15 protein-coding genes and 11 pseudogenes are annotated in these 22,676 nt (G+C 63.4%); 13 read left to right on the top strand and 13 right to left on the bottom strand.

Annotation, left to right across the window (positions count from 1 at the left end; genetic code table 11):
- Nucleotides 1-557: 557 nt before the first annotated feature.
- The 5 genes and pseudogenes from OG310_RS37065 to OG310_RS37050 form a co-directional block, all read right to left on the bottom strand.
- Nucleotides 558-1,769: an acyltransferase family protein gene (locus tag OG310_RS37065; protein WP_329460643.1), complete on the bottom strand. Its 1,212-nt coding sequence runs from the start codon at nucleotides 1,767-1,769 to the stop codon at nucleotides 558-560.
- A gap of 939 nt (nucleotides 1,770-2,708) precedes the next feature.
- Complete coding sequence (locus tag OG310_RS37060; RefSeq protein ID WP_329460642.1) at nucleotides 2,709-3,245, bottom strand: DDE-type integrase/transposase/recombinase; 537 nt, start codon at nucleotides 3,243-3,245, stop codon at nucleotides 2,709-2,711.
- Complete coding sequence (locus OG310_RS38745; RefSeq protein WP_443078941.1) at nucleotides 3,242-3,625, bottom strand: IS3 family transposase; 384 nt, start codon at nucleotides 3,623-3,625, stop codon at nucleotides 3,242-3,244. The genes OG310_RS37060 and OG310_RS38745 overlap by 4 nt, the downstream gene beginning before the upstream one ends.
- Before the next feature lies 1 nt (nucleotide 3,626).
- Nucleotides 3,627-4,418 (bottom strand): annotated as a pseudogene (locus OG310_RS37055) (IS5 family transposase).
- Nucleotides 4,399-4,644 (bottom strand): annotated as a pseudogene (locus tag OG310_RS37050) (zinc ribbon domain-containing protein); the annotation flags it as partial. The pseudogenes OG310_RS37055 and OG310_RS37050, both read right to left, overlap by 20 nt.
- A 69-nt stretch (nucleotides 4,645-4,713) precedes the next feature.
- On the opposite strand from OG310_RS37050, the gene OG310_RS37045 reads away from it, so the two are divergent.
- Both OG310_RS37045 and OG310_RS37040 read left to right on the top strand, forming a co-directional pair.
- Nucleotides 4,714-5,022 (top strand): transposase, encoded by a 309-nt coding sequence (locus OG310_RS37045; protein WP_329460641.1) that lies wholly within the window; start codon nucleotides 4,714-4,716, stop codon nucleotides 5,020-5,022.
- Nucleotides 5,019-6,011 carry an IS3 family transposase gene (locus OG310_RS37040; RefSeq protein WP_329460640.1) on the top strand — a complete coding sequence of 331 codons (993 nt, stop codon included), beginning with the start codon at nucleotides 5,019-5,021 and terminating at the stop codon, nucleotides 6,009-6,011. Before OG310_RS37045 ends, OG310_RS37040 begins: the two co-directional genes overlap by 4 nt.
- On the opposite strand, the pseudogene OG310_RS37035 reads toward OG310_RS37040, so the two are convergent.
- Nucleotides 5,944-6,183 (bottom strand): annotated as a pseudogene (locus OG310_RS37035) (transposase); the annotation flags it as partial. The gene OG310_RS37040 and the pseudogene OG310_RS37035 sit on opposite strands and share 68 nt — an antisense overlap.
- A 17-nt stretch (nucleotides 6,184-6,200) precedes the next feature.
- On the opposite strand from OG310_RS37035, the gene OG310_RS38740 reads away from it, so the two are divergent.
- The gene (locus tag OG310_RS38740; RefSeq protein WP_443078940.1) at nucleotides 6,201-6,431 is read left to right on the top strand and encodes a ricin-type beta-trefoil lectin domain protein; all 231 of its coding nucleotides are present in this window, start codon (nucleotides 6,201-6,203) and stop codon (nucleotides 6,429-6,431) included.
- Here OG310_RS38740 and OG310_RS38735 read toward each other — a convergent pair.
- Nucleotides 6,352-7,301 (bottom strand): annotated as a pseudogene (locus OG310_RS38735) (IS701 family transposase); the annotation flags it as partial. The gene OG310_RS38740 and the pseudogene OG310_RS38735 overlap by 80 nt on opposite strands.
- Between OG310_RS38735 and OG310_RS37020 the strand changes: the two are divergent.
- Both OG310_RS37020 and OG310_RS37015 read left to right on the top strand, forming a co-directional pair.
- Nucleotides 7,194-7,430, top strand: a complete 237-nt coding sequence (locus OG310_RS37020; protein WP_329460639.1) for a hypothetical protein — start codon at nucleotides 7,194-7,196, stop codon at nucleotides 7,428-7,430. The pseudogene OG310_RS38735 and the gene OG310_RS37020 sit on opposite strands and share 108 nt — an antisense overlap.
- A 160-nt stretch (nucleotides 7,431-7,590) precedes the next feature.
- Nucleotides 7,591-8,014 (top strand): annotated as a pseudogene (locus OG310_RS37015) (transposase); the annotation flags it as partial.
- A gap of 114 nt (nucleotides 8,015-8,128) precedes the next feature.
- Here the strand turns inward: OG310_RS37015 and OG310_RS37010 are convergent.
- Nucleotides 8,129-8,897 (bottom strand): annotated as a pseudogene (locus tag OG310_RS37010) (IS5 family transposase).
- 178 nt (nucleotides 8,898-9,075) lie between these two features.
- Complete coding sequence (locus tag OG310_RS37005) at nucleotides 9,076-10,044, bottom strand: SDR family NAD(P)-dependent oxidoreductase (RefSeq protein ID WP_329460809.1); 969 nt, start codon at nucleotides 10,042-10,044, stop codon at nucleotides 9,076-9,078.
- Between the two features lie 719 nt (nucleotides 10,045-10,763).
- Here OG310_RS37005 and aroQ point away from each other — a divergent pair.
- The 4 genes from aroQ (at nucleotide 10,764) to OG310_RS36985 (ending at nucleotide 15,177) form a co-directional block, all read left to right on the top strand.
- Nucleotides 10,764-11,339 (top strand): gamma subclass chorismate mutase AroQ, encoded by a 576-nt coding sequence (gene aroQ, locus OG310_RS37000; protein ID WP_329460638.1) that lies wholly within the window; start codon nucleotides 10,764-10,766, stop codon nucleotides 11,337-11,339.
- Between the two features lie 471 nt (nucleotides 11,340-11,810).
- A complete protein-coding gene (gene gnd / locus OG310_RS36995; protein ID WP_329456878.1) occupies nucleotides 11,811-12,731 on the top strand; it encodes a phosphogluconate dehydrogenase (NAD(+)-dependent, decarboxylating) in 921 nt (306 codons plus the stop codon).
- Nucleotides 12,732-13,920: 1,189 nt separating this feature from the next.
- Nucleotides 13,921-14,154: a WhiB family transcriptional regulator gene (locus OG310_RS36990; RefSeq protein WP_329460637.1), complete on the top strand. Its 234-nt coding sequence runs from the start codon at nucleotides 13,921-13,923 to the stop codon at nucleotides 14,152-14,154.
- A gap of 450 nt (nucleotides 14,155-14,604) precedes the next feature.
- A complete protein-coding gene (locus tag OG310_RS36985; RefSeq protein WP_329460808.1) occupies nucleotides 14,605-15,177 on the top strand; it encodes a sigma-70 family RNA polymerase sigma factor in 573 nt (190 codons plus the stop codon).
- Nucleotides 15,178-15,604: 427 nt separating this feature from the next.
- Here OG310_RS36985 and OG310_RS36980 read toward each other — a convergent pair.
- Nucleotides 15,605-16,240: pseudogene (locus OG310_RS36980) on the bottom strand (transposase); the annotation flags it as partial.
- Nucleotides 16,241-16,328: 88 nt separating this feature from the next.
- On the opposite strand from OG310_RS36980, the gene OG310_RS36975 reads away from it, so the two are divergent.
- Together OG310_RS36975 and OG310_RS36970 are read left to right on the top strand one after the other, a co-directional pair.
- Nucleotides 16,329-17,174 (top strand): ISAs1 family transposase, encoded by an 846-nt coding sequence (locus OG310_RS36975; RefSeq protein WP_329460636.1) that lies wholly within the window; start codon nucleotides 16,329-16,331, stop codon nucleotides 17,172-17,174.
- Nucleotides 17,171-17,548, top strand: coding sequence for a hypothetical protein (locus OG310_RS36970; protein ID WP_329460635.1), 378 nt, complete (start codon nucleotides 17,171-17,173; stop codon nucleotides 17,546-17,548). The genes OG310_RS36975 and OG310_RS36970 overlap by 4 nt, the downstream gene beginning before the upstream one ends.
- 37 nt (nucleotides 17,549-17,585) lie before the next feature.
- On the opposite strand, the pseudogene OG310_RS36965 reads toward OG310_RS36970, so the two are convergent.
- Nucleotides 17,586-17,741 (bottom strand): annotated as a pseudogene (locus OG310_RS36965) (IS701 family transposase); the annotation flags it as partial.
- Nucleotides 17,742-17,870: 129 nt separating this feature from the next.
- Here OG310_RS36965 and OG310_RS36960 point away from each other — a divergent pair.
- Both OG310_RS36960 and OG310_RS36955 read left to right on the top strand, forming a co-directional pair.
- Nucleotides 17,871-18,686 (top strand): annotated as a pseudogene (locus OG310_RS36960) (IS5 family transposase).
- Nucleotides 18,687-19,033: 347 nt separating this feature from the next.
- Nucleotides 19,034-19,636 carry a GNAT family N-acetyltransferase gene (locus OG310_RS36955; RefSeq protein ID WP_329460634.1) on the top strand — a complete coding sequence of 201 codons (603 nt, stop codon included), beginning with the start codon at nucleotides 19,034-19,036 and terminating at the stop codon, nucleotides 19,634-19,636.
- A gap of 678 nt (nucleotides 19,637-20,314) precedes the next feature.
- On the opposite strand, the pseudogene OG310_RS36945 reads toward OG310_RS36955, so the two are convergent.
- Together OG310_RS36945 and OG310_RS36940 are read right to left on the bottom strand one after the other, a co-directional pair.
- Nucleotides 20,315-20,634 (bottom strand): annotated as a pseudogene (locus OG310_RS36945) (IS110-like element IS110 family transposase); the annotation flags it as partial.
- 333 nt (nucleotides 20,635-20,967) lie between these two features.
- Nucleotides 20,968-22,171: pseudogene (locus OG310_RS36940) on the bottom strand (IS3 family transposase).
- Between the last annotated feature and the right edge of the window lie 505 nt (nucleotides 22,172-22,676).

The following is a 22,676-nucleotide window of genomic DNA, read 5'->3' as shown; positions in this document are numbered from 1 at the left end:
AGTTGCCGCCGTGTCCGGGCCGGCCTGAGCTACTTTCGCCCAACAGTCCACGGCCTGCGTATGGCCACGTGCGTTCCGCGCCCCTCGAAGAACTCGGCGCAACGTTTAAATTTTTCGATCTCCGTCGCTGCGGCGAACAACCACAAAAACTCGCCGTGCAGCCTCTCGTAGTGGTGTAGCGCCCGTCCGACGTCCGTGCGGGCCGCCCGACACCGCCGACCGCACCACGTCCTGGTTCACCGGCTGCCGCCGTCTGCACCGCGGCCACGAACGCAAACCCGAACAAGTCCTGGGCTTCACAGTCATCGCCACCAGCCTCGTCAAATACCGTGGAGACTCACCACCCGGAAAACCCGTAAATTCGGTTAGGGGATGTGTGGGTATTCGTGCGCCATGCAAGCGACTTGCTGGGCATTCACGCCCCGCGTTCGACAACGACGGCTGTGGTCGGAGAGCGCGGGCGCGCCGCGGGTGCCGCGACGGAAACTGGACGCAGCGTCTGCAACGGGAACCGGTACGGGCGGCTGGGGTCAAATCCCACGGTCCGGAGCACTCTTCTACATGGCGCTTGACGGTGATGCGGGAACGGGCCCTTCCGGATTCATTCCACGCGTCAACCAGTAGCGCATTTTTCGGGCACCTGGTTTGTCTACCCAACGATATATGATCCCGGCCAGTACCAGGGATAGGCCGATTGCGGTAAAGGACGCCTTCAGGACACCCATGCCTGGAACATGCTGTACCAGGGCCTTTGCTACCGGTACACCAAGGCTCTGATGCACGAGATAAAAGGGATACGTGAGCGCTCCCGCCCGGACCAGCCACCGGCTCTGGGTACGGCAGAGTGGACCGACCGCGACGGATGCCAGCACCACCGCGAAGATGGTGATCGCTAGTGCGCAGACCCCCCACGAGAGGTGCCCACCTGACGTGGCGTTTGCTCCGTGGCTATCAACTCGCTGCTGAAGTAGGGTCAATTCATAGGACCAGGAGAATCCTGCAAGCAACCACAGTACAGCATTTTGCCCGAAACGATGCATCAAGTAAAGAGATATTCCCAGAATGAACAGACCGCTGTATTGAGGGATGAGAAATTCTTTCATTACAGTGGAGTCGAGCTCTTGGGCGGCAAGGGAAAGCGTCAGCCAGATGCCACAGAAAGCCACAATCCTACGGTAAGTGAGCCCTACACAAAGCATGATGGCCATGAGGAGGTAGAAACGAGCTTCTACCCACAGGGTCCAGGCCACACCGTCAGTCAGCCCCACCCCTAGGGGTCCTGGCGCCATCGTGAAGTTAGCCAAATCAGTGCGCGGATCGATAAGCGTGGCCGTCTTCAGGTGTACTACACGAGCAATCAGAACGAGAGCGACTATCAGCAGGAGACTGCACCAGTACGCCGGAAAAAGGCGCGAAGCCCTGGAGACTGCGAACTGCACAGGGCTGCGACCCCAGCAGCTCATGCAGATAACAAACCCGCTAATCATGAAGAAAAACTCCACGCCCAGCCAGCCATATCGACTTATTTCGTGGAGCGTTGGAGCGAACTGCTGCAGGTCGTGCGCCCCCCAAAAGCCGTGAGTGATACTTCCGAAGTAGTGGAACATCGCCACTGACAGGGCGGCAACGAGTCGCAACCCATCAATCGCTGCCAGTCGACCCACTCCTGTTGTCCCGTGAGGTGGCTCTGGTGCGGGTACTTGAGCAATGACAGCGACTCGACGCTGGTGGTGGTCCCGTCGACGGCCGATCGATGTCTGCCCGAACATGAAGCCTCCGTAGTACATGACGGATTCAAGATTGGGTGGCACTATACATGCCGTGTATAGTGCCACCTGACGACGCCAATGAAGACTGGGACATCGATAACACCGCACGAGATCGGCTAGAGCCGGTCTTGCCTTCTGGTGGCATGCGTGGGGGTCGGGGGAGCGATCACCATCCGGGTGGGCAACCAGGCTTCCTAAGCGTTGTCCCGTAACCCGGGGCGGAGGTCGGTAGGTCACCACAAGCAGATCTGATTGTCCGGTTGCGCCCCGAGTCGCGGCCTAAACTGGATCCTAACCAAGTAGGCCGAACCGGACATCGGCAAGCGCTGACCAGGGTTACGGGACAGCCCTTACCGGGCGGGGCGGGTCTGCAATGGCAAGATCTGCCGGAGCGGCTCGGGCCGTGATCGAGATCCACAAGCGGCATCGCCGCTGCTGCGCTCATGGCACATACCCCGCCTCACATTCAAGCGGCAGAGCCAGCCGCGGGCGGGGCCTGACCGACAAGCGTCCCCGTGGAGTTGTGATCGACGCCGTGATTCGAGAGTATCGGATCAGTAGGAACTGGCTCGCAACGCACGCCCAGCCTGGTAGCTTTCGGGTTTTTGTCGTAGCGGGCGACGGCGCCATGCTTGACGTTGTTGATGGTGCATTCGACACTGCTGCGGAGCTTCTACAGCGATTTACCCCAGGTGACAGGCTGTCCGCCGCGTAAGCTGCGGTTCTTGCGATGGGCAGCTGGATCCCTCTTCTCGACCACGGTCAATTCGACCCCGCGTCTACGCAAGTGAAAACGGTTCCTGCGGGACGCAGTACGCCTTATCGGCGACCACCACGTGAGGCCGGGTGGGCGACCGGCTGACCAGGCCGGGAACGCGGATCTCGTCCAGGACCGGGCTGAACTGCCGGCGGGCCTTGACCCTGACTCCTGGACACGGCTTATGCGGCTGGCGACAGCGTAATTGATGTCGTTGTTGAGGCTGTCTCATAGGCGGTCCGGCTACGTTGCCCGAGACTGGGGTGACGGCGCCGGTCCTTGTAGCGATTCAGCCCGCGGAAGGCATCGAGGCGGCCCTCGCGCTCGTTAGACCAGATCCTTCGGCCCTGGGGTGTCTCGCGTTTGAACGTCGCGTTGAAGGACTCGGCGAGCGCGTTGTCTGCCGAGCTACCCACCGCGCTCATGGATTGGTGGACGCCGGCTGTGCGGCAGGCGTCGGCGAAGGCCCGACTGGTGTATTGGGTGCCGTGGTCGCTGTGCATGACCGCCTCGGCGAGGCTGCCACGGCTGTCTCGGCGGCCGCCAGAGTGTCGGTGACGAGCTCGGTGCGCATGTGATCGGCGATCGCCCAGCCGGCGCGAGGCGAGGTCGATGATGGTCGCAGGGTAGAGGAACTTGCCACCCTCCAGCGCGAGATATGTGATGTCGCCTACATATTTCGTGTTCAGCTCCGTCGCGGTGAAAACGCGGCCGATCAAGTCGGGGGCCTTCGCTGCGGCCGAGTCCGGAGTGCAGTGCCTGCGACGCAGCCGCACCCTTCCAGGCCGATGCTCCGCATCATGCGCGCGATCCGCATGTGGTTAACATGCTGTCCCCTTTCCCGGCGCTCGGCGGTGAAGCTCGGGACGCCGTAGGTTCCGTCCGACTTGCGATGCACGGCCCGCATCCGTTCGGCGAGCGCCGTATCGGCTACCTGCCGGCCGGGCTGGTCCGCGGCCCTGGCGCGCCAGTATGGACATCCTCTCCGCCCTGAAGGAGGGAGATTCCCGCCTGCCTGCTGGTGGTCACCGGCTGGGGCTTCGGGTGGGTTCCTGTTTCTTCGCGCTGCGCCGGTACGAGTACCGGTCTTAGAGGACATCTCATTTGGCTAGTCGGCGGTAGCAGATGAGGGTTGCGGCGATGCCGGCGAAGGCGAGGAAGTGTTCTGCTTTGCGTTCGTAGCGGCGGTGGAGGCGGCGGCAGCCGGCGAGCCAGGACATCGACCGTTCCACGACCCAGCGATGACGGCCCAGGCGCTCGGAGGAGTCGACGCCTCTGCGGGCGATGCGGTGGGTGATGCCGCGGTTGCTGAGCCATTGACGCAGGTGGCGGTAGTCGTAGCCTTTGTCGCCGTGCAGCTTGCCCGGCTTTCCGCCTGGGGCCGCGCCGGGAGCGGATAGGCGGGATACCTCGTACCAGCGGCTCCAGGCCCTGGCTGTCGTGCATGTTCGCGCCGGAGATGCCGACCGAGAGCGGTAAACCAGTCCGCTCGGTGATCAAGTGGATCTTTGACCCGTACTTACCGCGATCCACAGGATTCGGACCTGTCAGGTCCCCCTTTTCAGGGCCCGCATGTTCACCGAGTCGATCGCGCACCGCGACCAGTCCAGCTCGCCGCGCGCCCCGAGTTCGTCCAGGACCAGGCGGTGCAGCTTGGCCCACACCCTGGCCTTCGACCACTCGCTGAAGCGCCGGTGGGCTGTCGGCCCTGACGGCCCGAACGACGGCGGCAACTGCGCCCACGTACAGCCCGACGTGGCAACGAAGACAATCGCCGCCAACACCTCACGTTCCCCATGTCGCCGCCGGCCACCACCTTGCGGCCGAACCGGAGCCGGCGGCACCACCCGCTGGAACAGATCCCACAAGTCATCAGGTACAAGACGCTCCACAATCCCCACCAGCGCAGAATACCCCGACTAGCCAAATGAGATGTCTTCTTACCCGCGCTCGACAGGCTGATACGGCCAGTCCGGCGGCCTTGGCGACGTTGACCGCCGCGTTGATGTCCCGGTCCAGGTGGGCGCCGCAGGCCCTGCATGTCCACGTGCGGACGTGCAGGGGCTTGGGGCTGTCCTTGACGCCGCACTGCGAGCACACCTGGGACGGCGGCTCGAAGCTGAAGCGTCCCCTTGATCACGGACACCTGGAGACTGGGATCTGAGGTTCCAGAGGAAGTAGTGCCAGGTGGGAAGCAAGTACACGAATCGGTACTCGGACGAGTACAAGCGGGACGCGATCGAGCTCGTGCGGTCGTCGGGCCGGACGGTGACCGAAGTCGCCCGGGAACTCGGGATCAGCTCGGAGTCCCTGCGGGGCTGGGCGAAGAAGGCCCGCGCCGCCCAGGACAACGGATCGGGGCCCGGTGTCGTGCGGGCCGCCGACGATAGGGACGAGGAACTGAAGCGGCTGCGGAAGCTGACGGCTGAGCAGGCGAAGACGATCGAGATCCTGAAAAAAGCGACCGCCTTCTTCGTGAAGGAGAGCGACCGGTGAGCGAGATATGCCGGTTCATCCACGCGGAGAAGGCGAATTACACGATCACTCTGCTCTGCAAGGTGATGAAGACCGCCCGCTCGACGTACTACGCGTGGGTTGCCGGAGCCGAGGCCCGCGAAGCGAGGCGACGGGCGGACGGGGTTCTGGCGCACGAGATCACGGTGATCCACATCGCGTCCCGGCGAAACTACGGTGTCCCGCGCGTCACCGCCCAACTGCGCCGGCAGGGACGGGTGGTCAGCCGCAAACGGGTGGAGCGGGTCATGCGGGAGAACGGCATCGCCGGCAACAGCCGGCGCACTGGACGCCGCAGCCTGACCAAGGCCGACACCAAGGCCGCCCCGTCGCCCGACCTGGTCGGCCGGGACTTCACCGCAGGCCGCCCCGGAACGAAGATCGTCGGGGACATCACCTACATCCCCACCGCCGAGGGCTGGCTCTACCTCGCCTCGTGGTTGGACCTGGCCACCCGCGAGGTGATCGGGTACTCGATGGCCGACCACCACCGCGCCGACCTCGTCATCGACGCCCTCGACGTGGCCGCCGCGCTCGGCCGCCTGGAGCCCGGCTGCGTGATCCACAGCGACCGCGGATCCGAATACACCTCCAGTCAACTGCGGCACAGAATTGGCGCGTTGGGGCACCACCAAAGCATGGGCCGGACCGGAAGCTGCTTCGACAACGCCGCCGCGGAGAGCTTCTGGGCTGTCCTGAAAGAAGAGATCGGCACCCGCTTCTGGCCCGACCGGGCCACCGCCCGCGCCGACATCTTCGACTTCATCGAAACCTTCTACAACAGACGCCGCCTGCGCAAGCACATCGACTGGGGATACCTCACGCCCCACGAGACACGCCTGCGCTACCGACAGACCAAGCCCTCGCGGCATAACAAAGACGTGTCCATGATCACGGGGAAACTTCGAAGCGTCCGATGCGGTGGAAGGCCCGCCCGCACAGGGCGGCTTTGTACTCCAGCATCGTGGTGAACGTCTGCCATCCGGCGTCGTGTGCGGACTTGGCCAGGCCGGTGCGGGCGAGTCCTTTGACCGCCAGGTCTTCCACGGCGACCGCTTGGTTTTCGCGGATCAGTTTGGTGGAGGGCTGATGGTGGAACTCACGCCGCGCATCGGCCGTCCGTTCGTGGGCACGCGCAACCCTACCCGGGCTGCCTGGACGTGAGTCCAGCCTCCAATACTGACGGGACGCCGGTGGTGATCGCGCCGTGCAATGGTTCCACAACCCAGCGGTGGCTGACTAACGCCGACGGCAGCATCAGCCAAACTTCCTCGGGTAAGTGCCTAACACCGTCAGGGGGCGCAACGGCCGACACCACTCCGGTACTGCCTGGACACACTCCTCGATCGCCCAGCGTGACCCGGCGATCCTCACCAACTTCTCGACAGTGACGTCCAAGGGGGGCGTAGGCGAGGTAGCACGCGATCTCGTCGGGCTTGCTGATGCTGCGCCGAGCCAGTGCCGGCCGCATCCGGTGGGGAGCCTCGCCCTGATAGTCGAACTCGGCGACGGCCGGCAACTGCACAGCCGCCCAGCAGTAGAAGCGGGGACCTTTCGCGCCGTCGCCGCAGGAAATCTTCTCCCACGCCTCCGCCGGGGCCTGTCAAACAGGCCGTTGATGCGAGGACAGCCCACGGTGAACTGGGACTTGGGAACGGTCAGCACATAGCCGACGCCAGACTGTTCCAGCAGTCGGCGGAAGCGGTTCCTACCCGTAGGCGGAATCCGCAGTGACCCAGGCTATGGGAAGCGGTGAGGCAAGGGCACGCAGTACTACGCGCCGCGCCAGTCCTCCCTTGGTGGCGAACTCCCGGTCGTCGGGAACCTTGGCCGCCCGGCAGCGTTCACTGTCCGCGGCTCAGGACTTGGGGAGATACAACTCGCGATCGACCAGTGCACGACCGCGAGCGGTGGCGTAGGCGGCGAACGCCGATCTGGCAGTTCTCGGTACGGCCGGCGGTCCCGGAGTACTGACGCTGAGCCCCGGCCGAGGCGGTGCCCTTCTTGATGAACCCCGTATATCGACGATGAGGACTCCGCCGTCCTCGCCGAGTTGGTCAGCGACGTCTCCTGGAGCTCGTCGCGGATGCGGTCGTCTCCCACTTTGCGCCGGCGAGCAGGTGCTGCAGTCCGTCGGGAGTGCGATGCCCTTCATGCTCAGCCAGCTGCCAGCTGTTCTTGCGGGCTACCGGCGCGAGCAGACCGCGCACGTAGTCGCGCATACGGCGGCGGAGTTCCACGCGGTCGAAACGATGACCGATGGCTGCGAAGAGGTCGTCCAGTTCAAGGTTTCACTGCGCGGCGGCATGCTCGGTAATCACCTTGGGAGGCTGCCCCGCCACTGTCACTATGCCGGGCGGTGTCGCACGATCGAGGGGCGATCTCCGTGAGATCACCCCAGGTCGTTCCGGGCCTCGCTACACTCCCGCCGCCCGGCGAAACTTCCAGGTCAGAAAGCCTGCTGGAGTACCAGCACCACCCGTCGGAACAACTCCCACAGCTCGGAGCCGCGGGTCACGGTGATCGCGGTACGGGGCAAGGGCCTGCCCACGCGGCTGTGACGCTGGCAAAGAGATCGAAGGACGCAAACGGCACCTGGTGGTCGACACACGCGGCTTGCTTCTGCTGGTTGTGGTTACCCCGGCCTCGCTGACCGACCGCGACGCGGTCAAGGAGCCTCTCTTCCGCTTCTGTCTGATGCAGCCCGGGATCGCTATCGTCTGAGGCCGACTTCGCCTACGCCGGAGAGCTTGTGATCTGGGTGGCGAAATACCTCAGCCTCACGATCGAGACCGTGAGGCGTCCCAAGAACGCCTCTGGGTTCGTCGTGCTGCCCCGTTGCTGGGCTGTCGTATGGACGTGGGCATGGATGGTGCACGCCTGCCGACACGCGCGGTACTACGAACGGCTCGTCCAGCACTCCGAAACACGTATCACCTGGGCGGCCATCATCCTCCTGACCGTGTGTCTGACGCCAAGCCGGTAGACGCGAAGATAAGGGCGCTGTCTGGCAGAACCGTCAGCCCGACTCCCTGCGGGGGAAGAAACACCGTCGGAGTCGACTGCCGACACCGTCAGTGAGGCTTTTTCAACCTGCGGTTGAGCTGGCGTGATGCAGGGTGAGTACGGCCTGGACGAGGCCGGTGATGCGGGTGGTCGAGCAGCGAAGTTTGCGGAGTAGTCGCCAGGACTTGAGGGTGGCCATGGCTTGCTCGACGAGGGCTCGGATCTTGGCCTGAGATCGGTTCACGGCCTGCTGACCGGCGGAGAGAGCCTCCCATCGGCCGCGGAAGGGGACCCGGATCGTGCCGCCGGCGCCTTGGTAGCCCTTGTCCGCCCAGCAGGGGGTGGGCCTGGTCAAGAGCATCGATGATGCCGTGTTCCCGGGCTGCGCGAACGTCGTGGACGGCCCCAGGCAGTGCCGGCGAGGCCCACAGCAGCCGGCCGAACGGGTCGGCGATGACCTGCACGTTCATGCCGTGTCTCTTGTGCTTGCCGGAGTAGTAGGGCCGGTCGGCAGCGATCCGGTCGATGGGCAGGAGAGTCCCGTCGAGCAGGACGTAAGCCTTCGTCGATGCGGCTTGGACGGCCTCGTCGAGGGTCGGTGCGAGGGCGGCCAGGAGGTCGACGGCCTCGCTGATGTAGCGGTAGACCGTGCTCGTCCCCATCTCGAAACCCGCTGTGAGCTGGGCGTACGTAGGCCCGTTGCGCAGATGCGCCAACACCAGCAGAGCTTGACGGCCGACCGATAGCCGGCGCCAGCGGCTTCCGATCCGGCGACGGTGTTCGCGCAGACGAGTGGCGAGGTACGTCAAGGACCGACTGGACACGTCCAGCCCGCACCGGTAGACAAGCACGTGAAGCCTCTGGTGGGTATCGGGTGATCTTGGTCGTGAACCCGTCTACCAGAGGCTTCACTCATGTGTCGAACCAACTGAGCCGCTACCGGGCGCAAGTTGGCAAAGGCTCAGTGACAGCGGCGGCAGGGCAGCTCCTCGGAGCTGCCCTGCATAATCAACGAGCCATCACGGTTCCCTACGCAGGCTCTCGCACAACAGGCAGCGTGTAGTCCCACAGCCTGTCTGCGGCGGCCGGGTCGATCGACCAGTTGGCGACGAGACCCGGCAGCTTGTCAATGCCGCGCGCCATCAGGTGGGGACCGCCATCGATTATCTCGGCCTCCTGGTTGTCCTCGAAGTAGCGGCCGGTCACGCCGTCAAGGAGTGGCGATGCGGCAAGTAGAACGCTGGTGGCAGCGCCCTGCTCGGGCGTCTTGAAATAGTCCGGAGTGACGAGGTTGCCCTCGTCATCCATGGCGCCCAAAGCCTTCGCGGTAGCCTGGTCGAGGTGGCGTGCCAGGTTGGTGTGGATCGAGCCTGGGGCACAAGCATTGGCGGAGATGCCGTCGGCGGCCCAGCGGTGGCTGATCCCGATGGCAAGCAGCACATCAGCCGTCTTCGACTGGGCATAGGCGACGAAGGGATCATAGGGCCGCCGCTCGAACTGCGGATCATCGAAGTCGAAGTCCGCCATCAGCTGAGCGCCGGAGCTGACAACGACCACACGAGGCTTCTCCGCGGCCAGGAGGGCATTGTGTAGACCGGTCACCAATGCGAAGTGGCCGAGGTAGTTGGTGGCGAGCTGCATCTCCCACCCTTGCGCGTTGACCTGGCGGGTGGGCAGCATCATCACGCCGGCATTGGCAACGATGGCATCTATGGGTCGGTCCCAGGCGTCGCAGAAGGCGCGAACGGAGCTCAGGTCGGCGAGATCGAGCGCGACGGCCTCGGTGTTCGGGAATTCCTCAAGGATCGGCTTGGCGAGAGCAGGGTTACGGGTAGCGATGGTGACCCGTGCGCCCGCGTCCGCCAGAGCACGGACCGTTTCCGTCCCCAGCCCTGAAGCGCCTCCTGTGACAATCATGCGTCGGCCAGTCAGGTCGAGCCCGGCAAGGACCTCTGCGGCCGTAGCACGCACGCCGAAAGGGGTAGTGAATAGCGTCATATAGAAGCCAACGTGTTCGAGCACCGATGTGTTCACGCTACGCGACAGCTATGCAGGTGACCCTCGTCACGTTCGGTAGCCACTGGCCTGCCATAAGCACCTGACGTCTAGCGGAACTCGGCAAGCACGTACTCAACGCTTCGCCGCTTGGCACCAGGAGCGGCGGCTGCGGAGTAAGGGAGACAGGGGACCGCCTGGACGCTCCCACGCCAACCAAATGAAACAGGAGATCACTCGGGCCAGCACTTTCCTCGCCCAGCTGGCCGGTCGATGCCGCATCATCGAACACTGCCAGCAGGCTGGCCTCGACGCCCTCGAAGCAGTCAGTCGGGGTTGCGTTTGGGTCGACAGTTACGCCGTCAGTGACTTCCAGTAGCGCCTCGTAGGAGCAAGGCGAGCGTGAGGCGGGTCTCAGGGAGCGCGAAGACTCGCGGTAAGGACTGCCGCTGCGATGACGCCTACGACGTAACTGGGCACGGTTCGTGCCTGTGATCGAGAGCTAAGGACTGTCCGGCAACAACTATAGGGTTCCGGAGCCGTCAATTTCAAGCCGACTAAATATTCTGCCACTGAGTCGTAACGGTAGGCTGGTTAAAGCGATGTCGCCCTGACGGTAATTTCCCCAAGGTGAGGTGCGGGACGGTCCTTGCGGGTCTCTCAATAACAGTTCTAGCGAGGGTATGCAATTGAGGTATCAAAAAATATCAGGTGACCGCATCATGCAGGGCGCGATGTTCGATACGTCTGTGCCCGGTGAGTGTCTCCATTCGATAAGAAATGCGGATGTGATTGTGGCCGAATTGGATCGGCTAAGTCCGCTGCTCAACTCCGTCATGCGACGAATCTTGGTCAGCGATCATGTTGCGGCCTCAAAGTTCGGCACGGATTCACCGATCGATCATCCGGCGCGAGAGCGTCAGGCACTCGAACAGGTGAAGTGCGAGGCGGGTGCACTTGGCCTTGCCCCAGACGGTGCGGTGGGATTTTTTCGAGATCAGATTGCCGCAAGCAAGCTAGTGCAGAGAGGACTATTCGATCAGTGGTCGACCCGTCCTGCTGAGGCGCCTCTCGTACGACCGGATCTCAATCGGATCCGCGTAGTCATCGACCGGATCACTACAGAGATCCTCTATGGGTTGAAATCCGCACAGATCCCGCAAATCCGTCTATCTAATTGCCCTATCGGTATGATGATTTCTGCGGGATTTAATTCATCATTCCATCAACTTGATTCCTTGCATCGCCGCGCGCTCAGTGTGGCTTTGAAATCCGTGTGCAATCAAGGTGCAGGGTAGGTCGTTCATTGGCGCGGGCAGTTTTTTTGACTTTCGTGAGTAGTTGTCGGCAGAAGAATTCACCAAAGATTCTAGGCGCCCGCCCATTGAGGAGCTACGTTGGAGAGGGGTCGTAGGCCACCACGAGTGGGAATGATTGAGCAGCCCTTTGATCTAGGGGATGGTGTGCTTGCTTGTGAAGAACGAAACGGCTGTGGCACGTTTCAGGAATCCAGAAGCGATCTAGATCGATTGTGGGACAACAGGGCGCGTTCGGCCGAGTCTGTCCGGGTGAAAATCTTGCAATGCGTGCGGGTAGCGAGTGGATGATCAAACGGCGACCCGAGGTAGACGCGGAACGGAGTACTCGCCCTTGCCCCCAAGCGTGATTTTGGGACCGGGGCCTGGTTCGCAGCCCCAAGTTTGGGAATGACTCCTCCGAGTGTGGGCCCAAGCAATCGTACGCATCGCCACGACGTTAAGGATTCCCTGATGGAGCTCGGTCTCATCGGTCTCGGCAAGATGGGCGGCAACATGCGCGAGCGTCTTCGCGGCGCTGGCCACACCGTCATCGGGTACGACCGCAACCCCGACATCGCGGATGTGCACAGCCTCAAGGAGCTTGTGGACACGCTGAAGGGCCCGCGCGTCGTGTGGGTGATGGTGCCCGCGGGCGCCGCCACGCAGTCCACGATCGACGAGCTGGCCGACCTGATGTCCCCCGGTGACGTCGTCGTGGACGGTGGCAACTCGCGCTGGACGGACGACGAGCGGCACGCGGTCGAACTCGGCATCAAGGGCATCGGTTTCGTCGACTGCGGTGTCTCCGGCGGTGTCTGGGGCCTCAAGAACGGCTACGCGCTGATGTACGGCGGTACGCCGGATGACGTCGCGAAGGCCCAGCCGATCTTCGACTCGCTCAAGCCCGAGGGCGACTTCGGCGCCGTGCACGCGGGCAAGGTGGGTGCCGGCCACTTCGCGAAGATGGTCCACAACGGCATCGAGTACGCCATGATGCAGGCGTATGCCGAGGGCTGGGAGCTGCTGGAGAAGGTCGGCTCGGTCACGGACGTGCGCGAGGTGTACCGCTCCTGGCAGGAGGGCACGGTCATCCGGTCCTGGCTGCTGGACCTGGCGGTCAACGCGCTCGACGACGACGAGCACCTGGAGCAGCTGAGGGGTTTCGCGGAGGACTCCGGCGAGGGCCGGTGGACGGTGGAGGCGGCGATCGACCACGCGGTCCCGCTGCCCGCGATCACGGCGTCGCTGTTCGCGCGGTTCTCCTCGCGGCAGGATGACTCCCCGCAGATGAAGATGATCGCCGCTCTGCGTAACCAGTTCGGCGGCCACGCCGTCGAGGCCAACGCCGCGGAGGCGAAGGCGATGAAGAAGTCCAAGAAGTCCGACAAGTAGTCGGACGGCTGGTGGATAGATCAAACAGAAACGGCAGGGGATTGCCGTCGCGACCGGGCCGCAGACTGAGTCTGCAGCATGGTGATGGTTGCGAATGGTTGACGCCCTAACGTCAGCCGTTTTAGACGGAAGCTAGTTCCTCGGAGATACTTGCTAGGAGGTTTTTGTCTGAAATCAGCAGGCGCTTGTAGCAAGGATCTAGACCCGTCCCCTGGGAGCCCAGTCGGTACCGACTGGGCTCCCAGGGGACAATGCATATGAGTGCTGTTGGAACCGCACTCGGTTCTGGGTACGGCGCTGGTCGAAGCTCGCCACAGCGTGCGCGCTAGAGATGGGTCTGCTGATGAGATCTCTGGAGTAACCCGACAGGTGGGATCATGCAAGACGCCAGAGGTACCGGGTCCCCGGCCACTGCCACTCCAGAAATGCGGGAATGGAGTGGGAGTACCACTTTGGCCCGGCGGGGGCATCCACGAAGCATGCGAGTCATCTGCCGACCTTGTATCCGGCCCGTCCTCTGGATTGCACACAACTCGCGACTGCAGGTGCGAATCTCGACGCCTGAAGGGCCCGCGACCTACGGATTTCACCTCCCCCATAGCCATCACCGTCTTTGAATGAATTGATCACTTGCGTCACACGCCATGAACTGCCTCCCGCAAGCCCGGGTCATTCTGAAAGATGATCCTGGCATCGCATGACCGAGCACGCGTGAACCGTTCCACTCGAGAGAGCATGACCGTCGATTTACATTTCGACTGCCAGTTCACAGTGCAACACCCTGCCTACCATGCTAACTCTTCTAGAAGCGTCACTGCTCGCCGCCGACAGGCAGTAGAGCCCGGATAGATCGTGAACTGATAGTAGTTGGAGCGGAAGTCGATTGGCGACCCCATAAGATGCGATCCGGCGTTTAAGAAGTTTATTGGTGGAGGCTGTGAAGCTGATTGTGGAGAACTGATCGGCGGGTCCCATGGGCGGTGGTGGGTCGTCGATAAAATTTCAGTGCGTCGTTTCGTGGCCCAGTGCAGGTGAAGGGTCGGTCTCTGTCGACGCGTATAGGCTTGAGATTCTTCTTCATCTAGCCGGTAAGCGCCCCTCCATGGCGAGGCGGGCGGTTTCTTTGGACATCGTCGTACGCTCTTAAAACTCGGGATGGGAAATTCCCCCGGCGGCTAAGGATCAAAAATTGGAATGGTGGACTCGCGCGGGATGTCTAGGGGTGGATACGGATGAATTCTTTCCCATAAGTGCGCGCGGCCTTGGGCGACAACAAGCGGAGCGAGTAAAGAAGATATGCTCCCGCTGTCGTGTCCGCAAGGAGTGTGCTGACTGGGCGCTGTTGAACCGAGAGGAATATGGAATCTGGGGCGGACTTGACGAGCACGAGCGGATAGTTGAGATTCGTCGCCCTTCAGCTTAGTGACCTACTGGGGGAGTCGTGGTGTCGCCTCTGGGGGCCCTTTCAGCCGTTATTATCGCCTGACTCATGCCCGGCAAATTCGAGGAATGCCCTCGCGTGTAGTTGCAGGGAAAGTGTCTTCCTCAGAAGGCGAATTTTACTTCCAGTCCACCCCGCGTCCCACCAGCCCTGTGAGCCGCCGGCGGGGCCAACACGGACGAGGCGCCGAGGCGCCTTCCTCCTCGGTTCTCTGCTGTGTCATCCTCATGCTGCCCTTCTGGCAAGTGGTACCTGCTATGAGGCAGAGTCTTTGGGATGTTCTTGCCTCGGCGGCAATAGATCGATGTCTTGCCGCCGCACGACTAGGGTAAGTGAGGAACGTTGCTGACCACATTCCACCTCACCTACAGAGGGTGCAACATGCGTGACGTGGAGACCGACCCCTGTCTTCGTCCTGATGCCCGCCCTCGAATGGGCCCGGTCGGTGAGGAGGATGACAGGGCGGAGCGTCACCAGCGCTTCGAGCGTGGCGCTCTGGGCTACCTCAGTCAGATGTATTCAGCTGCTCTGCGTATGACGCGCAACCGGGCGGACGCGGAGGATCTCGTACAGGAAACGTACGCCAAGGCCTACGGGTCCTTCCATCAGTTCCGAGAGGGCACCAATCTCAGAGCGTGGATGTACCGCATCCTCACGAACGCATTCATTAACACGCGTCGGAAGAGCCAGCACGAGCCCCAGTACAGTGCTGCTGACAAGATTGAGGACTGGCAGCTGGCGCGCGCTGAGTCGCACTCGTCCACTGGGCTGCGGTCCGCTGAAGTTGAAGCCCTTGACCGACTTCCTGACTCCAATGTCATCGCAGCACTCCAAGCGATCCGGGAAGAGTTCCGTATGGCGGTTTATCTCGCCGACGTAGAGGGTTTCTCCTACAAGGAGATCGCGGAAGTCATGGAAACACCCATTGGTACGGTTATGTCCAGGCTCCACCGCGGACGGCGCAGGTTGCGAGCACTGCTGGAGGGCCACGTCAGCGAGTGCTGAAAGGGGACGGCACGCAGGCGGCTTGAGGAGTATTTTGTCCCGGCGAGGCTGTTTGATGAGTCGATGGCTGGCCGCTGGTCGGGACTGCTTGGATCCCGCTGAGGGCGCTTCTGGCTGTGCATGGTTGGGCTGCTGTAGAGACGGCGTACAGGAGGCATGGGCACCGTCTGCGTGTTCTTGCTGGCTGGGTGCTCACGAGGGTCTGGATGGCCTGGGACCTTAAGGGATGACGGCCCTGTTCTCATATAGCTACGGCCAGATGGCGTCTAAGGGCTGTCCCGTAACTCCGGGCACCGCTTGCCGATGTCCGGTTCAACCTACTTGATTAGGATCCGGTTTAGTTTAGGCCGCGATTCGGGGCGCAACTAGACAATCGGATCTGCTTGTGGTGATCTACCGATCTCTGCCCTGAGTTGCGGGGCAACGCTTAGGTCTGTGGCTGGTTGCTGCTGCTCTGTGGTGCGATTTTGGTGAGGTAGTCGGCGGGGGAGTCGAGGATCTCGTCGGCGGTCTTGGTCCAGGTGAAGGGCCTGGGGTTTTCGTTCCATCCGGCGATCCAGGTCCTGATGTGCTGTTCCGGGGACTTCGTGGAGGTGTGCACCCCGCGGCGGATGAGTTTGTCCGTCAGCAGACTGAACCACCGCTCGACTTGGTTCATCCATGGTGAGCCGGTGGGGGTGAAGTGGACGTGGAAGCGTGGGTGTTTTCCGAGCCGCGTCTTGATCTCGGCGGTGTTGTGGGTGGCGTAGTTGTCACAGATCAGGCGGACGTCGGGGCCGGCTGGCACGACCTTGTCGATCGTGACCAGGAACTTCTTGAACTCCGCAGCCCGGTGGTGTCGGTGGAGGGGCCCGTTCACCTGGCTGATGGCCGGGTCGAAGGCCGCGTACTGCCGGCCCGCTCCCGCCGACCGGGCATCCTTCTTCAGGAATCCCGTCTCGTCAAGAATCAGTACCCCGCACCGGATCCCCGATGTGCTCCACCACCGCGTCACGGACATCACGCGCAGGGCATCTGCGTCCCACAGGTAGTGGTTCAACAGCCGCAGCTGCATCCCCCTGGGGCAGGGCTTCGGCGTAGTCGGCTGACGCCCGGTTGCTGACGTCTCGTCGCGTTGGGCAGGGTTGGATACAGCACAGGCACGGACGTCCATGATCATGGAGTTCTCTACGCTCTGTGACCTTGGACTGCCCGTGCCTGCCGCTGCATCTTCTCTGATCTCCCCTGTCTTTGACCAGCTCAGGCCGCATCCGGAAGTGTCCGGGAGCGAGCTTCCGGATTTGCTGGAACGCCTCGCGCAGGTCCCGGACCCGCGTGATTCGCGGGGAGTTCGGCATCCGCTCGTTACGCTCCTCGCGCTGACGGCCTGCGCGGTCCTCGCCGGAGCGAGATCCCTGCTCGCGGTGGGTGAATGGGTGTCCGACGCACCGCCGGCCCTGCTGGAACGGCTCGGCACGGTCATCGACCCACTGGTGCCGAAACGGTCCTGGCCCGCGGAATCCACGATCCGGCGGCTGCTGGCCAGAGTTGACGCGGACGCCTTGGACCACGCGGTCGGAGCCTGGCTCGCGGACCGGCAGAGCGGAAAGGAAGGACTACGGGGACTGGCGGTCGACGGGAAGTCGCTTCGGGGTGCTGCCCGCGCGAAGGGACGGAAGATCCACCTCCTGGCCGCCTGCGACCACGTGAGCGCACTGGTCCTCGCCCAGATGGACGTCGGTGAGAAGACCAACGAGATCACCCGATTCCAGCCTCTGCTCGACACCCTCGAGGACCTGGCCGACACGGTCACCAGCGACGCGATGCACACCCAGCATGCCCACGCCGTCTACCTGCTCGACCGGCAGGCTCACTACATCGTGATCGTGAAGCGCAACACGAAGAAGCTTCGCAAGCAGCTCAAGTCCCTTCCCTGGAAGCGGATTCCGCTGCAGGACAGGACTCGTTCGACCGGTCACGGCCGTCATGAGATCCGCCGGTTGAGGTCTGCACGGTGAGCAACCTGCTCTTCCCCGGGGCCCGTCAGGCCGTCCAGATCGTCCGTCGCCGCGTGGACCGCAAGACCGGGAAGATCAGTCTCAAGACCGTCTACGCGGTCACCAGCCTCACCGCCGGGCAGGCCGGCCCGGCTCAACTCACCCGACTGATCCGAGGACACTGGACCGTCGAGGCCCTGCACCACGTCAGGGACGTCACCTTCACCGAGGACGCCTCCCAGGTGCGGACCGGAAACGCACCCCGAGCAATGGCCACCTGCAGAAACCTCGCGATCGGAGCCCTCCGCCTCGCCGGCATCCGCAACATCGCCGCCGGCCTCCGACGGGCAGCCCGAGACCACACCCGACCCCTCGCCCTCCTCGGCCTCACATGATCAAAACGGACGACACCGAACTACGCCGAAGCCCTGCCCCCTGGGGACCCGCGTCCTCGGCAGCCTCAGCCAGCATCCCGCCGTTCTTGCGCTCCGTCTCACTCAGCCGTCCCCGCAGGTAGGACACCATCCGTCGCCGAGACTCCACCCGCCCGAAGCGCCCTGAGAACCGCGCCACGAAGTCATCGAACATACTTGACCACTCGTCAGCTATCTCCTCCACCACGAAGAGGTCAACGACGCCGCACGCACCACGTCACGGAGTGTCGCTGCAGTACTAAGACCGTGTCCTACATGGCGAGTTGGGGTAGACCGTGCGTGTATGGAGCGTGGGCGATGGGACTGGATTGTTCCGGTCGGTTTGTGGGAGATCGCGGAGTCGGTGCTGCCGCCAGCGCGTGTGCGGCCGCAGGGCGGCAGGGTGGCGAATATCGACGATGAGGCGGTCTTCGCCGCGATCATCTATGTGCTGGTCAGCGGCTGCGCTTGGTGTGCGTTGCGACCGTGCTTCGGAGTGTCGGAGTCGACCGTGCACCGCCGGTTCGTCATCTGGTCCCGCGCCGGTGTCTGGGGCCGGCTGCACCAGAGAGTTCTGCAACTCCTCGGCGAACAGGGCCTGGTCGACCTGTCCAGGGCAGTCCTGGACTCGGCGCATGTACGCGCGAAAAGGGGGGCGAACTTGCAGGTCCGAGCCCCGTGGACCGAGGTAAGCCCGGTTCCACAATGCATGTCCTGTCGGATGCGGACGGACTGCCCCTACGCGTCGGACCCTCCGCGGCCAACACCCACGACGGCCAAGGGCTGAAGCCGATGCTGTCCCCTTTCCACATGGGACACGCAGCCCACGCAGCCCAGTCCAAGCCTCAGCGTCTCCATGCCGACAAAGCGTCCAACATCACCCACCCGCGGAAATGGTTGTGGGGCAAACACATCGGCATCCGTATCGCCCGCAAGGGCATCGAGTCCAGCGAACGATTAGGACGTCGACGGTGGGTGATCGAGCGGACCATGTCCTGGCTGACCGGCTACCGCAGACTCAGCCTCCGATATGAACGCCACCCCGGCAACTACCTGGCCTTTTCTCGGCCTCGCCGCAGCCCTCTGCTGCTACAAAGCACTCACCAAACCCACCACGTAGGACACGGTCTGTCACCAGCGTTGAGGCTAAGCGTTGTCCCGTAACTCAGGGCAGAGGTCGGTAGGTCACCACAAGCAGATCTGATTGTCCGATTGCGCCCCGAATCGCGGCCAAAACCGGATCCTGACCAAGTAGGTCGAACCGGACATCGGCAAGCGGTGTCCAGAGTCACGGGACAGCCCTTAGGCGTGAGGGTGCACTCACGTAGACACCCCCCAGCCTCAGGGCGGACCACACGCAAGAGCGAGTGCTTCGGCACGCCGGACAATTCCGCCGCCGGTATGGTACGAGCGACCGATGTACAGCGGCTTCCATCCGCCAAACCCTGCAGGTAGGACGTGACGATCATGTCAGCGAAGAGTGGACCAGAACACCGTGTGACGGTGACAGGTCGGCTGGTCGAGACCCCGAGGCTGCTGCTCCGGCCGTGGGAATCGAGGGACGTCGATGCCGCTCTGGAGATTTACGGAGACCCTCACGTCTCACAGTGGCTTACGCCCGCCATGGACAGGATCACAGATGCAGCCGCGATGGCAGAGACCTTGTCACGCTGGATAGAGGAGGACGCCAGGACAACGGTCCCGATGGGGCGCTGGGCTGTGGAGGTACGAAGCACTGGTGAACTCGTCGGAGGTGCAGCGGTTCTCCCCCTCCCGTCGTACAACGTCGACCTCGAAGTCGCGTGGCAGCTAGCCCCTCGCGCCTGGGGTAAGGGCTATGCGGCGGAAGCCGGCCACGCAGCTACCCACTACGCCTTCTGTGGGGGCGCGGATGAGCTTTTCGCAGTGGTCCGACCTCGCAACGAGCGCGGAGCCGCCACGGCCAAACGTGTCGGAATGGAGTGGGTGGGAGAGACGGATAAGTACTACGGTCTCCGACTCCAGGTCTATCGTGTGCGGAAAAGTGATCTCGATCCATCCGACCCCGCACACCCAGAGGCGCGCCCTTAGCATCCTGCGTCCGTTTTCCCCGAAGCTGATCATGAAGACCTCGGAGTAATTAAGCCGCCGTCGCTGGATCTGACCGAACTGACGACGAAAGGCTGGTCGGGGAAGGGGGACACGACTTCAGCAGCTGACGAGGCGACGCGGGGCTGGTGCGATCCTTGCAGGCAAGGAACACCGGGTCCGTCAGGTCACAGCGTGTGCTGGCGAGGCGGTCCGCACGACCTGCTGTCAAAGTTCAGAGGGCTCAGCTGGCGCGATCTGCTTCGCAGCGCGTCGCTGTTCGTGCGAGCGAGCGGGCCAGCGACGGGATCACGATGCCGGGGCCCCGGTGCCGGATACGACGACGGTCTGCTCGTCGAGCGCGTCGAAGACCTCGTCAATCAGCAGCTGGGCCATGCGCGGGGATTTGGGGCGGATCACGACCAACCTGTGTCGACCTGAGCAGGGAGGCTGGGGATCCGTAGCGTTCCAGCAGCCAGATCACCGCAGGGTGGTCCAGACGGATGCCGAGGAGACGTTCCTAAGCGTTGTCCCGTAACTCAGGGCAGAGGTTGGTAGGTCACCACAAGCAGGTCCGATTGTCCGGTTGCGCCCCGAATCGGGGCCAAAACCGGATCCTGACCAAGTAGGTTGAACCGGACATCGGCAAGCGGTGCCCGTAGTTACGGGACAGCCCTTAGGTGGGGTGGAACCGGGTGAGCAGGCCGCGAATCCGGTTGCTGCGGGCCGCCTCGGCCGCCAGGTCGTAGTCGAACCCGCCGAACACAGCAGCTCGGCGGTGATTTTGCCGGTTGGCTCCAGCAGGGCGGCCTGGCCAATGATCACCAGGGCGATGCCGATTTTGACGGACAACTAGTCGAAGCCAGGCCGCAGTTCAGCTTCGTTGTGGGCACGGGCTTGTCGCAGGCCTCCCTTCCGGTCCGGGTCAGTCCGTGCCCGTGACGGGCGGTCTTGCCGACATCCAGGCCGAGGAAGAAGCCCACGTCGTCGGTGTCGTACAGCCCATCCTCCCGAACCGGGCTCGCGCGGTGGCAGCCTCGGCATCGGGTTGTCCCCACGCAACCACGTTATGCGGACCTACAGCCCAAAAGCAGCCCCGTTTTACGCCAGGCCAGGCGGTAGTCAGGCCTCAACGTCAGCGTCTCCAACGGCTCCTCCCGGGCCCAATGGCACCGCCCGCCAATTCCCACCTTCGAAAGAAAGGCAACAGTCATACCGAACCCGGGAGCCGGCAGTCCCGTCGCAGGACCCTGAAAAGATAACCCTGAGAGTTCGTCTGCGGCCCGGGGTGGCCCGACCGACATCGGGCCTTGACCCCGAATCCTGAACACGGGTTATGCGGCTTGTGCCAATGTAGTTGGTGTGAGGTGGAAGGCGTTCTCGAAGGCGATCGGTGATCGTTGTCCGAGGCGGGAGTGTCGGCGTCGGGTGTTGTAGCGGTTCAGCCATCTGAAGGCGTCGAGTCGGGCCTCGCGCTCGTTGCTCCAGCTCTTTCGTCCTTGCAGGGCCTCGCGTTTGAAGGTCGCGTTGAAGGACTGGGCGAGTGCGTTGTCTGCGCTGGAGCCGACCGCGCTCATGCTTCGTCGGGCCCCTGCTGACCTGCAGGTTTGAGCGAAGGCCCTGCTTGTGTACTGGGCTCCGTGGTCGGTGTGCATGATCGATCCGGCGAGGCTGCCGCGGGTGCGGACCGCCGCGGCAAGGGCGTCGGTGACGAGGTCCGCGCGCATGTGGTCTGCGATGGCCCAGCCGGCCAGGCGGCGCGAGGCGAGGTCGATGACGGTCGCCAGGTAGCGGAACTTCCCGCCGTCGACAGGCAGGTAGGTGATGTCGCCGACGTACTTCGTGTTGGGCCTCTCGGCGCTGAAGTCGCGGCCGATCAGGTCCGGAGCTCTGGCCGCGGATGGCTCGGGGACGGTGGTGCGGTGCCGGCGGCGCAACCGGACCCCTTCGATCCCGGACGCCCGCATGATCCTTGCGACGCGTTTGTGGTTGACGGCTTCACTGTTCGTCTCGCGAAGTTCGGCGGTGATCCGTGGGGCTCCGTAGGTGCCGTCCGATTCCTGGTGCACCGCCCGTATCCGGGCGGCCAGCCTCGCATCGCCGCCTGCCGGGCGGCCCGGTCCGCGGCTGTCCGGCGCCAGTAGTAGAAGCTCGAGCGGCTGACGCCGAGAATGCTGCACAGCCGCTTCACGCCATAACGGCGCTGGGGGCCGGCAACGCACTGGAAGCGGTTCACCAGCGCGTCTCCCCGGCGAAATACTTCGCCGCTTTGCGCAGAATCTCGCGTTCCTCCTCCAGGTCGCGGACCTTCTTCCGCAGAGCCGCGTTCTCCGCCTCCAACGGGGTCGGCGGCTGGGCCGGCTCCTGCGTCCGGCGTCCCCGGGGCCGGCTTGCTCCAGCCGCCCTCACCCAGTTCCGCAGGGTTTCCGGATTGATCCCCAGATCGGCGGCGACCGACCTGATCGTCGCACCGGGCCGCGACTCGTACAGCGCGACCGCGTCCGCCTTGAACTCCGGCGGGTGGTTCTTCATGACCACGAGGTGTCCGTTCTCAGATCCTCAGGATCCAGTGTCTCGTGTGTTCAACATCAGGGGTCAAGGCCCGGGTAATTGCGGGTCGTAACCGACATCGGTGTGATCGTGATGCTGGCGGGTGCTGATCATGTGCCCGCCCCGACCCGTGCGCCTCCGTCTTGCGTGGGCAGGGATGAGGGTGACCATCGCATACCGTCGTCCTCCTGGGCGAGCAAGGCTTGCCGACCCGCTTCGCTAAGGGCCGTCCCGTATTCCTCGAGGTTGCAGTCAGATCGACATCACAGCTGACGTTTGCCCACTTTTGCCCTGTCCCTCCGTCGCGAGTGGACCTACCTCGAGTCGGGATCAACCGAACCCTGGAGAGTCCATCGCGAGTTGCGGGACAGCCCTTAGGCAGTGCATCGCACACGGGAAGGTCATAGAGAGGGGCGGAGACGCCTTTTGTCCGCATGTTCAATCGTGTCTTGCCCAACGGCGGTACATCCGCCTTCCGCCTCCGAGTCATTTA

It is taken from the genome of Streptomyces sp. NBC_01497, assembly GCF_036250695.1.
In the GTDB taxonomy this organism is placed as follows: Bacteria; Actinomycetota; Actinomycetes; order Streptomycetales; family Streptomycetaceae; genus Streptomyces.
Note: the sequence above shows the minus strand (reverse complement) of the source record. Positions and strands in the feature narration are given on the sequence as shown.

Excerpts from the sequence above, each read along its gene's own strand:
- OG310_RS37065 (WP_329460643.1), bottom strand. The coding sequence starts at position 1,769 with ATGTTCGGGCAGACATCGATCGGCCGTCGACGGGACCACCACCAGCGT.
- OG310_RS38745 (WP_443078941.1), bottom strand. The coding sequence starts at position 3,625 with ATGTCCTCTAAGACCGGTACTCGTACCGGCGCAGCGCGAAGAAACAGG.
- aroQ (WP_329460638.1), top strand. The coding sequence starts at position 10,764 with ATGCAGGGCGCGATGTTCGATACGTCTGTGCCCGGTGAGTGTCTCCAT.
- OG310_RS36985 (WP_329460808.1), top strand. The coding sequence starts at position 14,605 with ATGGGCCCGGTCGGTGAGGAGGATGACAGGGCGGAGCGTCACCAGCGC.
- OG310_RS37005 (WP_329460809.1), bottom strand. The coding sequence starts at position 10,044 with ATGACGCTATTCACTACCCCTTTCGGCGTGCGTGCTACGGCCGCAGAG.
- gnd (WP_329456878.1), top strand. The coding sequence starts at position 11,811 with ATGGAGCTCGGTCTCATCGGTCTCGGCAAGATGGGCGGCAACATGCGC.
- OG310_RS37020 (WP_329460639.1), top strand. The coding sequence starts at position 7,194 with ATGCTCAGCCAGCTGCCAGCTGTTCTTGCGGGCTACCGGCGCGAGCAG.
- OG310_RS36955 (WP_329460634.1), top strand. The coding sequence starts at position 19,034 with ATGTCAGCGAAGAGTGGACCAGAACACCGTGTGACGGTGACAGGTCGG.
- OG310_RS36975 (WP_329460636.1), top strand. The coding sequence starts at position 16,329 with ATGATCATGGAGTTCTCTACGCTCTGTGACCTTGGACTGCCCGTGCCT.